General features: G+C 54.8%; 16 protein-coding genes. 10 read left to right on the top strand and 6 right to left on the bottom strand.

Features of this window, described 5'->3' with window-relative positions; all coding sequences use genetic code 11:
* Positions 1–4 precede the first annotated feature (4 nt).
* Positions 5–514 carry an MltR family transcriptional regulator gene (locus tag OGX75_RS12225; protein WP_047461374.1) on the top strand — a complete coding sequence of 170 codons (510 nt, stop codon included), beginning with the start codon at positions 5–7 and terminating at the stop codon, positions 512–514.
* On the top strand, positions 511–1,245 hold the full coding sequence (locus OGX75_RS12220; RefSeq protein WP_047461376.1) for a nucleoside/nucleotide kinase family protein: 735 nt from the start codon (positions 511–513) through the stop codon (positions 1,243–1,245). The genes OGX75_RS12225 and OGX75_RS12220 overlap by 4 nt, the downstream gene beginning before the upstream one ends.
* Here the strand turns inward: OGX75_RS12220 and OGX75_RS12215 are convergent.
* From OGX75_RS12215 to OGX75_RS12195, 5 genes are read right to left on the bottom strand one after another with little or no spacing between them, the layout of a single operon-like run.
* Positions 1,178–1,885 carry an ABC transporter ATP-binding protein gene (locus OGX75_RS12215; RefSeq protein ID WP_153259023.1) on the bottom strand — a complete coding sequence of 236 codons (708 nt, stop codon included), beginning with the start codon at positions 1,883–1,885 and terminating at the stop codon, positions 1,178–1,180. The two genes, OGX75_RS12220 and OGX75_RS12215, sit on opposite strands and share 68 nt — an antisense overlap.
* On the bottom strand, positions 1,879–2,556 hold the full coding sequence (locus tag OGX75_RS12210) for an energy-coupling factor ABC transporter ATP-binding protein (RefSeq protein ID WP_114848314.1): 678 nt from the start codon (positions 2,554–2,556) through the stop codon (positions 1,879–1,881). The genes OGX75_RS12215 and OGX75_RS12210 overlap by 7 nt, the downstream gene beginning before the upstream one ends.
* Positions 2,544–3,251 carry an energy-coupling factor transporter transmembrane component T gene (locus tag OGX75_RS12205; RefSeq protein WP_012135040.1) on the bottom strand — a complete coding sequence of 236 codons (708 nt, stop codon included), beginning with the start codon at positions 3,249–3,251 and terminating at the stop codon, positions 2,544–2,546. The genes OGX75_RS12210 and OGX75_RS12205 overlap by 13 nt, the downstream gene beginning before the upstream one ends.
* Positions 3,251–3,829 carry an ECF transporter S component gene (locus tag OGX75_RS12200; RefSeq protein ID WP_012135039.1) on the bottom strand — a complete coding sequence of 193 codons (579 nt, stop codon included), beginning with the start codon at positions 3,827–3,829 and terminating at the stop codon, positions 3,251–3,253. The genes OGX75_RS12205 and OGX75_RS12200 overlap by 1 nt, the downstream gene beginning before the upstream one ends.
* 25 nt (positions 3,830–3,854) lie before the next feature.
* The gene (locus OGX75_RS12195; RefSeq protein WP_012135038.1) at positions 3,855–4,280 is read right to left on the bottom strand and encodes a PPC domain-containing DNA-binding protein; all 426 of its coding nucleotides are present in this window, start codon (positions 4,278–4,280) and stop codon (positions 3,855–3,857) included.
* 374 nt (positions 4,281–4,654) lie between these two features.
* Between OGX75_RS12195 and epd the strand changes: the two genes are divergently transcribed.
* The 3 genes from epd (at position 4,655) to fbaA (ending at position 8,099) form a co-directional block, all read left to right on the top strand.
* Positions 4,655–5,674, top strand: a complete 1,020-nt coding sequence (epd, locus tag OGX75_RS12190) for an erythrose-4-phosphate dehydrogenase (RefSeq protein WP_012135037.1) — start codon at positions 4,655–4,657, stop codon at positions 5,672–5,674.
* 81 nt (positions 5,675–5,755) lie between these two features.
* Positions 5,756–6,919: a phosphoglycerate kinase gene (pgk, locus tag OGX75_RS12185; protein WP_024130932.1), complete on the top strand. Its 1,164-nt coding sequence runs from the start codon at positions 5,756–5,758 to the stop codon at positions 6,917–6,919.
* 100 nt (positions 6,920–7,019) lie between these two features.
* Entirely contained in the window at positions 7,020–8,099 is a 1,080-nt protein-coding gene (gene fbaA / locus OGX75_RS12180; protein WP_130028522.1) for a class II fructose-bisphosphate aldolase, read from the top strand.
* A 132-nt stretch (positions 8,100–8,231) separates the two neighbouring features.
* Here fbaA and OGX75_RS12175 read toward each other — a convergent pair whose 3' ends face one another.
* Entirely contained in the window at positions 8,232–9,137 is a 906-nt protein-coding gene (locus OGX75_RS12175; protein WP_115181176.1) for a carbamate kinase, read from the bottom strand.
* A 337-nt stretch (positions 9,138–9,474) separates the two neighbouring features.
* Here OGX75_RS12175 and OGX75_RS12170 point away from each other — a divergent pair, with 337 nt between their 5' ends.
* From OGX75_RS12170 to allS, 5 genes are all read left to right on the top strand, one after another.
* On the top strand, positions 9,475–10,698 hold the full coding sequence (locus tag OGX75_RS12170; RefSeq protein ID WP_012135031.1) for an MFS transporter: 1,224 nt from the start codon (positions 9,475–9,477) through the stop codon (positions 10,696–10,698).
* Between the two features lie 13 nt (positions 10,699–10,711).
* Positions 10,712–12,373, top strand: a complete 1,662-nt coding sequence (locus tag OGX75_RS12165; protein ID WP_286451129.1) for an acyl-CoA synthetase FdrA — start codon at positions 10,712–10,714, stop codon at positions 12,371–12,373.
* 16 nt (positions 12,374–12,389) lie between these two features.
* Positions 12,390–13,652, top strand: coding sequence for a YlbE family protein (locus tag OGX75_RS12160; RefSeq protein ID WP_071257870.1), 1,263 nt, complete (start codon positions 12,390–12,392; stop codon positions 13,650–13,652).
* A gap of 94 nt (positions 13,653–13,746) precedes the next feature.
* Entirely contained in the window at positions 13,747–14,619 is an 873-nt protein-coding gene (locus tag OGX75_RS12155) for an oxamate carbamoyltransferase subunit AllH family protein (protein WP_286451130.1), read from the top strand.
* Positions 14,537–15,469 (top strand): HTH-type transcriptional activator AllS, encoded by a 933-nt coding sequence (gene allS / locus OGX75_RS12150; protein ID WP_047461391.1) that lies wholly within the window; start codon positions 14,537–14,539, stop codon positions 15,467–15,469. Before OGX75_RS12155 ends, allS begins: the two co-directional genes overlap by 83 nt.
* The last annotated feature ends 46 nt before the right edge of the window (positions 15,470–15,515 follow it).

The following is a 15,515-nucleotide window of genomic DNA, read 5'->3' as shown; positions in this document are numbered from 1 at the left end:
ACGCATGACGACGTTGACAGAAGATGATGTACTTGAGCAACTGGACGCTCAGGATAATTTACTTTCGTTTATGGCAACCGCAAATGACATCCTGTTGCAGGCCATCAAAAATTTTCTGCCGTCATTATTCGTCAATAACGATGAAGAAATCGTCGAATATGCAGTGAAGCCGTTACTGGCTCAAAGCGGCCCGCTTGATGACATTGATGTGGCAATACGTTTGATTTATGCGTTGGGAAAAATGGATAAATGGCTGTATGCCGATGTGATTCACTTTTCTCAGTTTTATCAGTATTTACGTGAACAGCGTGAAATCCCCCGTTTTTCTGATGATATCACCTGGGATTTTATGAGTAACGTCAATAGCATAACGACGAATGCCACACTCTACAATTCGTTGAAATCAATGAAGTTTGCAGATTTCGCCATCTATTCAGAAATACGTTTTGTCACCATGATCAAAACCGGGCTGGCTTTAGCGGTAACGACGATATTAAGGGAATTAACACCGTGAAAATATCGCTCCAGATTAATGGGCTGATGACCGACGCCTGGTATGATGACGATGAAGTAGAAAATGTCCATAAACCGCTGTTACGGCATCTGGCAACATTAAACGCGAAAACACCTGAGCGCCGCACCGTTATTTTTCTGAGCGCTCCGCCAGGAACAGGAAAGTCAACGCTCACCACCTTCTGGGAATATCTGTCGCGTAACGATCCAGAATTACCGACGATCCAGACGCTGCCGATGGATGGCTTCCATCATTATAATCGCTGGCTGGATGAGCATGAACTGCGCGCCGCTAAAGGTGCGCCTGAAACCTTTAACGTTGAAAAACTGGCGAGTAATTTACGTCAGCTCCATGAGCAGAATGCAACCTGGCCTCAATATGATCGCCAACTGCATGACCCTGTCGAAAATGCCATTCAGGTGACGGCGCCTGTCGTTATTATTGAAGGAAACTGGCTGTTGTATAACGCGCCGTCCTGGCGCGAGCTACGGCAGTATTGCGATTATTCACTGTTTATCCGCGCGCCTGCCGATGTGCTGCGCGGACGTTTAATCGCACGTAAACAGGCAGGAGGACTGAGCGAAGAGCAGGCGCAGATATTTTTTGACCGTACCGACGGGCCTAACGTTTGTCGGGTGCTGGAAAACAGCTTACCTGCGAGTCTTACGTTAGAGATGACGGCAAAGGGCGAGTATCGTCTTGCACAGGCGTTGCCTGACGAGCCTCAGTAATGGCTCCGTTATGCAGACGAACCACCCTGGAAAAATGGCGCTGCGTAAAAGCGGCGTCATGACTGATCGCCACCACGCTGGTTCCCCGTTGTCGGCAAACCGCGAGCCAGTTTTCAAAGATTGCCAGCCAGTGGGCGTCAAAATCCCGGCTGGGTTCATCAAGCATCAGAATTGCCGGTCTCATGACGTCAAGACTGGCAACGGCGACCATACGGCGTTGCGCCGTATGAAGATCTAACGGATGCATATCCGCGACCTCTTCCAGAGCGCATAATTTCAGCGCCGTAGCGGTGCGTTGCGCAATTTCGGTCGGCGGCAACTTTTGTAGCCGCAAGCCAAAAGCGACCTCTTCGGCGACATTACTGTGAAAAAGCTGGTTTTCCGCTTCCTGAAACAGCACGCCGAGAATCTGCGCGCGTTCGCGGTTTTTGCGTTGCGCAATCGGCGTTCCCTGAAGCAGCACGTCGCCGGATGACGGAGTGAGTAAGCCAGCCATGATGCGCAGAAGCGTCGATTTCCCCGCGCCGTTATCACCGGTCAGCGCCAGCCATTCCCCTGCGTTCAGCGTCAGTGAGATATCGTGAAGGCAGGGAGTAGCGGCGCCCGGCCAGCGAAAAGTCACCTGTTCTAGCGTCAGCATCGTAAAGATAATCCTTCGTTGTGCAACTGCCATGTGCGATCGCAATAGGCGAGAAAGGGGGCGGGGTCACGCTCAAAAAGAATGATTAACGCCTGTTGCGTATGCGCCCAGTCCTGTAAACGCGCCAGCAGCAGCGCCGTGGCCTGAGCCGTTAAACGGCTGAACGCTTCATCAAGAATCAACAGTTTCGGCTGCATAGCGAGTGCGCTGGCAATCACCACGCGCTGGGTTTCCCCGCCGGAAAGCGTACCCGGGTGGCGATGGCGCAATGGCTGGCATTCCGTCAGCGAGAGCGCGGCATCAACGCGACGCAGGATCTCCGCTTCTCTGAGCGCAAGGTTTTCCGGGCCGAACGCGATCTCTTCCTCCACGCTGAAGGTACAGCCGGAAAGTTGCAGCCAGGGCGACTGCTGGACAAGCTGGATGGTTTGCGCGTGTTCCGCCAGGGAGCGCTGCCCTATGGGCGTGCATAACAGTTCGCCTTTTCCGTCGATCGTGCCGGGAAGAAAATCGGGAAACCAGCCCGCCATTAACTGCGCCAGCGTACTTTTTCCGCTGCCGTTATTGCCAAAAATCGCCACGATACCGGGCGTGTCATAATGAAAATCGAAGCACAGCGGGGCGCGCGTCGCATGTGTCGGGTGATAACGGAACTGCTCTAGCGTAACCATATCCACACTCCGGTTTCGACCAGCATCGCCAGTATCATGCTGTAGCGTGCGACCCGTTGCCGGGCGCTGTCCTCCGGCGCCCACAATGTGGTGCGACGGCGATGTAAACGAAACGCCCGCATATCCAATGCCGCACCGCGAACCGCCAGATCGTTGAGCGCATTGTGCGTTAACGGAACGATAAGCGCAGGCATGGCGCGAAGTCGCTGATACCAACGTTCGTCCAGCGGCACGCCGCGGGCGCGCTGGGCTTCATGAATGATCGACAGCTGGCGTTTTAGCTGTTCGACAACCAGTAGTGGGCCGGCAAACAGGTAGGCGATGCCCGGCGGCAGGCGTGAGGCGAACAGGGCGCGAATAAACTGGCGAACCGGCACGTACTGCATCCACAACTGTGAGGTGGAGACTATCGCCAGAATCCGTAGCCAGAGCGTGACGGCGTGTTGCCAGCGTTGCGGATCGCGCGGCTGGCCGCTGATCCACTCGGTCAGCCAGCCTCCGTGTACCAGCCATAGGCCGAACCCCAGAGAAAACATCAGCCACGCGACATATTTCGCCCGCGGGCGCGTGGCGCTTATCCCCAGTAAACAGAGAAACGTCGCCGCGCTGTACAGCGTGAGCGCCATGCCGGCAGGAAGCAGCAGCGTGGTGCAGGCGGCCAGCGCCCAGAGCGTTAACGAGGTAAAAGGGTGCATTAGCGCACGGGCGACATCGTTGGGAAATGGCGCGTGGTGCGTAATGGCAACTGGCGCAACAGCACCCAGACGATAATCGCGGTCAGGATTTTATCGACCAGATTCGCCCCCAGGACGGTAATCGCAACGGACTCCACCAGGTTCTGACCGACAGAGTGCATCCAGGCGACAAACAGGTCGGCGCCGCTTCCGGTCACACCGCCAAACAGCGTGGTTCGCAGCGGCACGGCGACAACTGTGACCGCCAGCGTAATCACCACGCCGCTGGCCACCACTTTTGGCAGGGTGCGAAACCATCCGGCACGCGCCAGCCAACCGGCGACCAGACCAATCACCATCGCGACCGGCGCAAAGGCGGCGGCGATGGGATCGGTTAATAATCCCCAGAGTACGTTGGTGAGCAACCCGGTTAACATGCCGACAATCGGGCCGAGCAGGACGGCGCTGATCAACGTCCCGATGGAGTCGAGGAAAACCGGTAACTTCAACATGCTGATGAGCTGTCCGCCGATCATATTGATGGCGATAGCAATCACGATCAAAGCCAGGGACTGGCTGGAAAACTGGCGACGCGCCATAGAAAACCTCTTGCTGAGTGAAACGTTAACGGGGTGAGATAACCAGTTCTTCATAACCGGAAACAGCGCAGGGCTGGCGGCTAAACGCCAGCGCGTTAAGCTCTCCGATGACCAGCTCAAGCGTGGTGCGAACGGTACAGCCTGCCATCATATGGCCGCCCAGCATTGCGCCTTTTGGGTCGGAAACAGAGAGATGAAGGTGTTCGCCAGTGAGTTCCAGCGTGCCGTTCAGGGAGATGACCTCATACGTTCCGGTGAGCAGGGTGGTTTCCTCTTGCCCGGCGAATCGCAGCGCGACGTCAGTCAGGCTGCCGGTACACCCGGCTATCCACGCGGCGCGCAGTTGGTGCTGTTGGACGAACGCGTGTAGTTGTGAAAAAACTTCCTGGCCGGGAAGCAGGCGCAGCGCATAAAAGCGTGCGGCAGATGAGGGAACTGGCGGCATTGTCATGGTTTGGGAACTCCGAGACTCGGACGTAGCGCTGATAATATAGACGCTGGCTCACGTACTTCCTGATATAAATCAGGATTTGTGACGCGGCAACGAAAAGATATTGCTACGCTTATTCGCCATTCTGGAATATGGAATAAATTGGGCGCTGAAGGGGGCTAAAGTGTGATGCAGGTCAGATAACTGGCTTCTTTGACTGGACAATCATTCCTTTTATTCCTCGTTTCGCTTATTCTAGCTGAAGCGTTTCAGTCGATTAAATGTTCGACAAATAATCAATCAGTCGCAGTTTGCGACAGGTAAGGTTTTCCTCGACGATTTGCTGGATTACTCTGTCAGCCTCATCTGAATCGGGATAGCCTTGCAGGAGACCTATGACCGTACGCGTAGCGATTAATGGCTTTGGTCGCATCGGGCGTAACGTGGTTCGTGCTTTGTATGAATCAGGACGCCGGGCGGAAATCAGCGTGGTGGCAATCAACGAACTTGCGGATGCTGCGGGCATGGCGCATTTGTTGAAATATGACACCAGCCATGGACGTTTTGCATGGGATGTTCGCCAGGAGCGCGAGCAGCTCATCGTCGGCGACGACACGATTCGCATTTTGCACGAGCGAACGCTGGATGCGCTCCCCTGGCGCGAACTGAGTATTGATGTCGTGCTGGATTGCACGGGCGTGTACGGTAATCGTGAGCACGGCGAGGCGCATCTTGCCGCTGGCGCGAAAAAAGTGCTCTTTTCACATCCCGGCAGCCACGATCTTGACGCCACCGTCGTGTTTGGCGTGAACCAGGAGCAATTGCGTGCGGAACACCGCATCGTATCGAATGCGTCCTGTACCACGAATTGCATCATCCCCGTCATTAAATTGTTAGATGATGCATACGGCATTGAGTCGGGAACCGTCACGACGATCCACTCCGCCATGCACGATCAGCAGGTGATCGACGCGTACCATTCCGATCTGCGACGCACCCGCGCCGCCAGCCAGTCGATTATTCCGGTTGATACCAAACTGGCGGCGGGCATTACGCGAATTTTCCCGCAGTTCAACGACCGTTTTGAGGCGATTGCGGTACGCGTACCGACCATAAATGTGACGGCGATCGACTTAAGCGTGACGGTGAAAAAGCCGGTAAAAGCCAATGAAGTCAACCAGTTGCTGCAAAAAGCAGCACATGGGGCATTTCATGGTATAGTTGACTATACGGAATTGCCGTTGGTCTCGATAGATTTCAACCACGACCCGCATAGCGCCATCGTTGATGGCACCCAGACCCGGGTCAGTGGCGCCCACCTGATCAAGACATTGGTCTGGTGCGATAATGAATGGGGCTTTGCTAACCGAATGCTCGACACGACGTTAGCGATGGCCGCAGTTGGTTTCAAGTAGGACATTCCATGCGCAAAATCCTTCAAAAGGATGAAGCGCATGACGTCTGCAAAACTTTATGAATCAATGAGAGGATTCACCATGTCTGTAATTAAGATGACCGATCTGGATCTTGCTGGTAAACGTGTTTTTATCCGTGCGGATCTGAACGTTCCAGTTAAAGAAGGGAAAGTAACCAGCGACGCGCGTATTCGCGCTTCCCTGCCGACCATCGAACTGGCCCTGAAACAGGGTGCGAAAGTGATGGTTACTTCCCACCTGGGTCGTCCTACCGAAGGCGAGTACAACGAAGAATTCTCTCTGCTGCCGGTTGTTAACTACCTGAAAGACAAACTGTCCAATCCGGTTCGCCTGGTAAAAGATTACCTGGACGGCGTTGAAGTGGCTGCCGGTGAACTGGTGGTTCTGGAAAACGTTCGCTTTAACAAAGGCGAGAAGAAAGACGACGAAGCCCTGTCTAAGAAATACGCTGCGCTGTGCGACGTATTCGTGATGGACGCTTTCGGTACTGCGCACCGCGCTCAGGCTTCTACCCACGGTATCGGTAAATTTGCCGACGTCGCTTGCGCAGGTCCGCTGCTGGCGGCAGAACTGGATGCGCTGGGTAAAGCGCTGAAAGAACCGGCTCGCCCGATGGTGGCTATCGTTGGCGGTTCTAAAGTGTCTACCAAACTGACCGTTCTGGACTCCCTGTCCAAAATCGCTGACCAGCTGATCGTTGGCGGCGGCATCGCAAACACCTTCGTTGCCGCTCAGGGCCACAATGTGGGCAAATCCCTGTACGAAGCTGACCTGGTTGACGAAGCGAAACGCCTGCTGACCACCTGTGATATCCCGGTTCCAACTGACGTACGCGTAGCAACCGAGTTCTCCGAAACCGCTACCGCGACCCTGAAATCTGTTAACGACATCAAAGATGACGAGCAGATTCTGGACCTGGGCGATACCTCCGCTGAGAAACTGGCTGACATCCTGAAGAATGCGAAAACCATTCTGTGGAACGGCCCGGTTGGCGTGTTCGAATTCCCGAACTTCCGTAAAGGCACCGAAATTGTTGCCAACGCGATCGCAGACAGCGAAGCGTTCTCCATCGCAGGCGGCGGCGACACTCTGGCGGCAATCGACCTGTTCGGCATTGCTGACAAAATCTCCTACATCTCCACTGGCGGCGGCGCATTCCTCGAATTCGTGGAAGGCAAAGTGCTGCCAGCAGTAGCAATGCTCGAAGAGCGCGCTAAGAAGTAATCGTTACGGGCAGGGATTCCTGCCCGTTGATTTATTGCCGTGCTGACATTCAGGGCGGCCCGTGTTTTTTCTAAGGCCCGACGATACAGGACAACGAAACATGTCTAAAATTTTTGATTTCGTAAAACCAGGCGTAATTACTGGTGATGACGTACAGAAAGTGTTCCAGGTAGCAAAAGAAAACAACTTTGCTCTGCCAGCAGTTAACTGCGTGGGCACCGATTCCATCAACGCCGTTCTGGAAACCGCTGCGAAAGTTAAAGCGCCGGTCATCGTCCAGTTCTCCAACGGTGGCGCTTCCTTTATCGCGGGTAAAGGCGTGAAAACCGACGTTCCTCAGGGCGCGGCAATCTTGGGCGCTATCTCTGGCGCGCATCACGTTCACCAGATGGCTGAACACTACGGTGTTCCGGTAATTCTGCACACCGACCACTGCGCGAAGAAACTGCTGCCGTGGATCGACGGTCTGCTGGACGCGGGTGAAAAACATTTCGCTGCGACCGGTAAGCCGCTGTTCTCTTCTCACATGATCGACCTGTCTGAAGAGTCTCTGGAAGAGAACATCGAAATCTGCTCCAAATACCTGGCGCGCATGGCCAAAATGGGCATGACTCTGGAAATCGAACTGGGTTGCACCGGTGGTGAAGAAGACGGCGTGGACAACAGCCACATGGACGCTTCTGCACTGTACACCCAGCCGGAAGACGTTGATTACGCATACACTGAGCTGAGCAAAATCAGCCCGCGTTTCACCATCGCGGCTTCCTTCGGTAACGTACACGGTGTTTACAAACCGGGTAACGTGGTTCTGACCCCGACCATCCTGCGCGACTCTCAGGAATATGTTTCTAAGAAACACAACCTGCCGCACAACAGCCTGAACTTCGTATTCCACGGTGGTTCTGGTTCTACCGCTCAGGAAATCAAAGACTCCGTAAGCTACGGCGTAATCAAAATGAACATCGATACCGATACCCAATGGGCGACCTGGGAAGGTGTTCTGAAGTATTACAAAGATAACGAAGCGTATCTTCAGGGTCAGTTGGGCAACCCGAAAGGCGAAGATCAGCCGAACAAAAAATACTACGATCCGCGCGTATGGCTGCGTGCCGGTCAGACTTCCATGATCACGCGTCTGGAACAGGCTTTCAAAGAACTGAACGCGATTGACGTTCTGTAATTCAGCCTGCTGATTGTAAAAATGGCTTCCTTCGGGAAGCCATTTTTTTTGCCGGATGGCGACTACGATTGGCAACCGTGCTTCCCGTAGGCCGGATAAGATGCTTTCGCGTCGCCATTCGGCAAAAAAAGTTTACCGCGTCACACAGGTGCCTTTTTCTCCCGCCAGAATCTGTGGCGCATCTTTTAGCGCGCCGATAAACGCAGTGTTCCCGGTCTGTTTAACAAACTGCATCACCGCTGCGGCTTTGGGGCCCATCGCACCATCGGGGGCGGCAAACGGCGCCAGTTCTTCTACCGTTGCATGGCGCAGCGCGCGCGCCTGTGGCGTTCCCCAGTTCTCATACACAGCGTCCGCATCCGTCAGGATCAACAGATGATCGGCGTGGAGAGACTGCGCCAGCACCGAGGCCGTTAAATCTTTATCAATGACCGCTTCGACTCCCTGGTATCCCTCGTCTTGTGCGATAACCGGAATGCCGCCGCCACCGCAGCAAATTACCGTATGTCCGGCATCTATCAACGTTTGTATTGCGTCACTGTCGAGAATTTTTAATGGCGTTGGAGAGGGAACAACCCGACGAATATAGTTGCCATCGGCTTTCATCTGCCAGCCGTAGCGTGCTTCCAGCTCCGCCTGCTGCGCTGGTTGATATACCGGGCCGATATACTTGCCGGGCGTTGCAAAGGCGTCATCTCGCAGATCGACCGCCACACGGGTCATCAGCGTTGTGACAGGCGCGCCGCCGGTGCATGACGCCAGTTCCTGAGCGATAGCAAAACCGATCATTCCCTGGCTTTCGGCGACCAGAATATCCAGTGGCCAGGCGGGGGAGTCTGTACAGGCCGCATTCTGTAACGCCAGCAGACCCACCTGCGGGCCGTTGCCGTGAACAATCACCAGTTGATAATCCCGGGCCAGTACGGATGCCATTCTGGCGAATACCTGAATGCTACGCTGCTGATTTTCCGCGCTAAGAATTTCTCCGCGCTGTAATAACGCATTGCCGCCAAGGGCAATGACGATTTTCTTTTTCATGATGACCTCATTGTGCGAAATATCTCGCGGTAAAAATATCTTTTTGTTATTTTCATAATGTGATGTAACCGACAGCTCATTTACCCACAAAAATATCTCGCTAATCCTTAGCGTTTTTATCTCTTTTATTTAAATTGTTTTAAAAATGATTATTAGACTTTTTTTAATAATGCAGCGGTCAGTTCCCAGGAATTTATAACAATGGATTTTGTGTGATTTTGTTCAAATGAAATGGATTTTTCCCTCGATAAGGTAGCCTCAGTTAAAACATCAAACCTCACGTATCATGTCAGATAGCATGAGGTGTTCAGCGGTAAATATTACCGGGAGATTGCTTATGTCTGGATCATATGAAGTGACTGAGGTCACGAATAAAAGAGGAATACCGGCCTGGTGGGTCACCGTTTTCCTGTTCTGGTTAGGGTGGATTTTTATGTACGCTGACCGCACGATACTCAATCCGGTAATGGGAGAGCTGGAAAAAGAATTTGGCTTAAGTGGTACGCAATTAGGTATTCTTAATTCAGTTTTCTATTTTTCTTATGCTTTGCTTCAGGTTCCGGCAGGTATTCTGGGCGATAAGATTGGCAAAAAGAAAGTGCTGGTGCCGGGGTTTATTCTTTTTGGCGTATTCACCGCCGTTACCGGTTGGGCGAAAAGCTGGTATACGCTGCTGTTTGCCCGCGTGGTAACGGGAGCGGGAGAAGGGACTTACTATGGCCCGCAGTATGGCTTGTCTTCCGAGCAGATCCCCAAAAAATACCGCTCGCTGGGCAGCGCAATCATCAATAGCGGGATGGCCTTTGGTATTGCGCTGGGCCTGATGACCTCCAGTTGGCTGGTGTACGACCAGGGGTATTCGTGGCGTATGCCATTTTACGCGATGGCGATCCCCTCCGTGCTGGTTGGGATTGCGATCTGGTTGTTTGTGAAAGAGAAGAAGCGCACGGCCGAAGCTGATGGCAAACCGGTAAAAAAAGGGAATTTCAGCGACCTTCTGAAAAACCGTAATTTAATTATCACCTATATTATGGTGTTCTGTAGCCTGTTTGGTTTCTTCGTTATTCTGACCTGGCTTCCCTATTATCTGCAAAGTGAACGTGGCATCGCGGGCAGTGAAACCGGATTTATTTCTTCGCTGGTGGCGTGGATTTCAATTCCTGGCGCGCTGTTATTCTCCAGCTTGTCTGACAAACTGGGTAAGCGTAAACCATTAATTATGTTCCTGGTGCCCGTTGCCATTCTCAGCATGCTGTCAATTATCTGGATGCCAAATATGACCGGCGTCATTATCGCTCTGTGCGTTTATGGCCTTGTCGGGAAACTGGCGCTGGACCCGGTACTGGTCGCTCTGGTGGCGGATAGCGTCGATGAAAATAATTACAGCACGGCATTTGGTTTATTTAATTTTATCGGCATGAGTTCATCCATTCTGGCACCCATTATTGCAGGCGCGGCGCGTGATATCACCGGAAGTCTGGCTTCCAGTTTCTATGTTTCAGCCGCGCTGCTGGCTGTCGGTTTATTCGCCATGTTGTTTTTAAAAGAAAAACGCACATAAAGAGGTAGCGGTAATGATTTACGCCTTTATTAAAAAGGGAAGTTTTCAGGACTCCGTCAGCCTGATGATTATTTCCCGAAAACTCAGTGAACGCCCGGAAGTTGATCAGGTCTCGGTGATGATGGGCACGCCAGCGAATAAGTCGATGCTGGATTCAACCGGGTTCTGGCATGACGATTTTGCCGATGCCACGCCAAACGATATTTGCGTGGCGGTGCGAACCGAAGGCGAACAGCCCGGCATTCTGGATTTGATTCGTGAGCAACTGGAGAAAGAACTGAATGCGATGACGAATGCCCCGGGCAGCTCGCACCAGTTGATTAAAGCGCGCCGCTGGGAGAGCGCATGTCAAAAATTACCCCAGGCCAATCTGCTGTTAGTTTCCGTTGCCGGGGAATATGCCGCATCGGTTGCCAGAGAGGGGCTGCTGGCGAATAAAAACGTGATGCTGTTTTCCGATAACGTGCCGCTGGAACAGGAAGTCGAGCTGAAAACAATGGCGCGCGAGCGGGGGCTGATTGTGATGGGGCCTGACTGTGGCACGGCGATGATTGCCGGAAGTCCGCTGGCGTTTGCCAACGTACTGCCTGAAGGCGGGATTGGCGTAATTGGCGCATCGGGGACGGGGATTCAGGAAGTGACGTCGCAGATTGCGCTACATCAGCAGGGAATCAGCCATGCGATAGGTCTGGGCGGGCGCGACCTGAGCGCGGAAGTGGGCGGCATCAGCGCACTGACCGCGCTTGACATGCTGGCCGCGGATGACGCCACGCGGGTGATTGCTTTTGTCTCCAAACCGCCGTCGCCGCAGGTGCGAACCCGCATCATTGCGGCCATGCAAAACGTGGGGAAACCGGTGGTCGCGTTGTTCCTCGGGCGTCAACCGGAACAGCGCCGTGAAGGTAACGTCTGGCTGGCGAACTCCTTGTCGGATGCCGCCCAGCTGGCGGTGCTGCTGATGCGCGTGGCGCAACAGCGGCGGATTCTGCCGGAAGTGGCAGGGAAAGGTATTTATGGCCTGTACGCCGGGGGCACGCTGGCAGCCGAAGCCGCCATGCTGCTCTCCGCCGGGCTGGGCGTCCCCGTCAGCGAAAGCCACGACCAGGGCGTGATGCTGGAGGCTGGCGGCCATCGCATTGTCGACCTCGGTGATGACAGTTACACCCTGGGCAGACCTCATCCGATGATTGATCCAACAACCCGCAGTATTGAAATCGAAAAACTGACCGCAATGCCGACGGTGGGCGTGCTGCTGCTGGATGTGGTGCTGGGCTATGGCGCCTGTGCCGACCCGGCGGGAGCGGTCGTCGAGGCGATAGAGCAAGTTCGCGCCAAACGCGCCGCGCCGATGGTGGTGATTGCCACCCTGACCGGTACTGATGCCGACCCGCAGGGGCGAAGTGGGCAGGCGGAAAAACTTCGCGAGGCCGGGATTGCGGTGGTGGAAACGCTGGAAGAAGCCGTCCTGCTCGCCATCAGTCTTACACGCCATCAGGAGCGCGGTATACCGCAAGCACATAGCGCGCTTCTTGATGGCGTGCAGGTCATCAACGCCGGGTTGCGCAGCTTCGCGCTGGATCTGCAAAGCAGCGGTACGCCGGTTGTGCATTATCAGTGGGCGCCCGTTGCCGGTGGCAACGCCCGTCTCGCCAGTCTACTCAAACAGTTACATTAAGTTCAGAGGTACGGATATGTATTCATCTATTGCACAGGCCAACGAAGCCATTATTGAACGAATCAAAGCCGCGCGCCCACATTGGGTTGCGGTACGCCCGGCGAAAGACGCGGTGGCCGAATTAGCGTCTGGACGTAAATTACTGCACGCCGGCCCGCCGATCGCCTGGGAAGAGATGACCGGCCCGATGCGCGGCGCCTGTATCGGCGCGTCGCTGTTTGAAGGCTGGGCGGCCAGTGAGGAAGAGGCCGTACGCATGCTGGAACAAGGTGAGGTGGCGTTTATTCCTTGTCATCATGTGGGCGCGGTGGGGCCGATGGGCGGTATCACCTCCGCCAGTATGCCGGTGCTGGTGGTGCGTGACGTGGTGCATGGCAACTCGTCCTGCTGCAACCTTAATGAAGGGATCGGCAAAGTGATGCGTTTCGGCGCTTACGGCGATGACGTCCAGAAACGCCTGCGCTGGATGCGTGATGTGCTGGCGCCGGTGTTGCAGGAAGCGCTCTCGCGGATGGAAAACGGCGTCGATCTGACGGCGCTGATGGCGCAGGCGATCACCATGGGGGATGAGTTCCACCAGCGTAATATTGCCGCCTCTTCTTTGCTGCTGCGCACGTTGTCGCCGGTGATCGCCGGACTGGATCGTCCGAAGGCTGAAATCATTGACGTGCTGCAATTCCTCAGTGTCACCGACCAGTTCTTCCTCAACCTGGCGATGGCTTACAGTAAAGCGGTGATGGATGCGGCGGCGGAAATTAAAGCCGGATCGGTCGTTACGGCTATGACGCGTAACGGTCGCGACTTTGGTATTCGCGTAAGCGGCACCGGCGACCGTTGGTTTACCGCGCCGGTGAATACGCCGCAGGGGCTGTTTTTTACCGGTTACAGCCAGGCCGATGCGAACCCGGATATTGGCGACAGCGCCATCACGGAAACGTTGGGGATCGGCGGCGCGGCAATGATTGCCGCGCCTGGCGTAACGCGCTTTGTCGGCGCAGGCGGTATGGGGGCGGCGCTGGAAACGTCGGAAGAGATGGCTGAAATCTATCTGTCCAGCAATCCGCTGTTCCAGATTCCGTCCTGGGATTTCAGGGGTGCCTGCCTGGGGCTGGATATTCGCCGCGTTGTTGAAACGGGGATCACGCCGCTGATTAATACCGGTATTGCCCATCGTGAAGCGGGAATTGGGCAGGTGGGGGCGGGAACCGTACGCGCTCCGCTGCTTTGCTTTGAAAAAGCGCTGGAAGCGCTGGCGGAGTTGCATCACATCACGGCGTAATCGCTTTGCCCGGTGGCGCTACGCTTACCGGGCCTACGGTCTGGCAATGCTGTAAAGGCGTTTACGCCGCCATCCGGCATACTGGAGTGTACCGATGAGCATTATCAATCCCCTGGCCAGTGCCGGACTTTATCGACTTCCCGATGGTGAGTGGTCGTTACACAGCCGCTTCTCGCAGGCGATTAACTTTTGCCATTCCGGTGGCGAGCTGTTGACGCTGTTTCGCTATGGGAAAGGAATGGGGCCGACGGGCGTGTTACTGAGTACCGCGCAGTTTTCCCGCGTGGCCCATGTTGAACGACTTATCAAACAGGGGAACACCCTGTGGGGGCAGGGCACAATGCTTGACCCTCGTCGCATACTTCGTGTGTCGCTGAGTTCTGCTGCTGTCGCTCCTGTCGATCTCTCATTCTGTACGCAACGTAGCGGCTTCTCCGGGGCGTTAAATCAACCGCTGACAGCTATGCCGCACTATCCTGAAATAATTAAGCAGCTTGCATGCTGGCATCATGGCATGATGCCGGACTGGCGCTGGCTTATTGGGTGCGGGCCAGGACTGACACCCAGCGGTGATGATATGCTGACGGGTATGCTTGCCGTGCTGTATGCCGCCGGGTTTTCTGCACGGCTGAGGCATTTCTTACCTCCGGCGGATCAGCTTGCGCAACTTACAACGTCGGTAAGTTGCAGTTATCTGAACAGCGCCAGAATGGGGGAATTTTCAATACCGGTGCTGAAGGTGATGCGCCGTTTACAGTCAGGGCGCGACCCACAGCCCGCGATTCAGCGTTTGCTCGCGGTTGGACACACTTCAGGCGCCGATACATTACTGGGGATAGCAATAGCGCAACGGTGGTTACAGATGGTCGACTCAAGGGGAAGGCATGCTCGATCAGGAAACAATACGCACATTTATTCGGGTTGCGGAGACGGAGAGCTTTTCCCGCGCGGCCAGCTCGCTACATAAAACGCCAGCGGCGATCAGCTATCGCATAAAAACGCTGGAGGAGCAGGTGGGAACGCAGCTCTTTTTACGCACGACCCGATCGGTCAGCCTGACCCTTGCCGGGCAGCACCTGCTTGAGCATTGCCGCCAGTGGCTTAACTGGCTGGATGCAATGCCGGACGAGCTTCAGCAGATCAACGCAGGCGTTGAGCGGCAGGTGAATATCGTTATCAATAACCTGCTGTATCAGCCGCAGACCACGGCGGACTTACTGACGTGGTTACATCAACAGTTTCCGTTTACCCGTTTTCAAATTTCCCGTCAGGTCTACATGGGTGTGTGGGATTCGCTTTTGTATGACGACTTCCAGTTAGCGATTGGCGTAACGGGCTCGGAGTCGCTCTCCAATAACATCTCTCTGCTGCCGCTGGGGGATATCAGCTGGCAGTTTGTGGTGGCGCAGAGTCATCCTTTGGCGAGCCATCCTGCGCCGGTATTGTCTGACGATATGCTGCGCCGTTACCCCGCCATTAATATTGAAGATACTTCGCGAACGCTGACGCGCCGTGTTGCCTGGTTGCTGAGCGGACAAAAGGAGATCAAGGTTCCAGATCTCAGCACCAAGCTGGCCTGCCATTTAAGCGGCCTCGGCGTCGGTTTTTTACCGGAGCGATTGTGCCGTCCGTATGTCGAGTCCGGGGCGCTGGTTGCCCGCTCAGTGGTCAATCCACGCCAGCCTTCGCCGCTTTCTATCGCCTGGAAGAATGCGGGCAGCGGAAAAGTGGTGAGTGAAATCGCCGACGTATTTAAGCAGAAGAGTGCATTAGTGAGCGGATTTATCAGAATGGTCGATCGACCTGCGGAGTATTAACGCTGCGCGTTTCCTTGATGGGATCATGTTGAAAAATGGCATATTC

Source organism: Citrobacter sp. CK199, assembly GCF_030333285.1.
GTDB lineage: Bacteria > Pseudomonadota > Gammaproteobacteria > Enterobacterales > Enterobacteriaceae > Citrobacter_B > Citrobacter_B koseri.
Note: the sequence above shows the minus strand (reverse complement) of the source record. Positions and strands in the feature narration are given on the sequence as shown.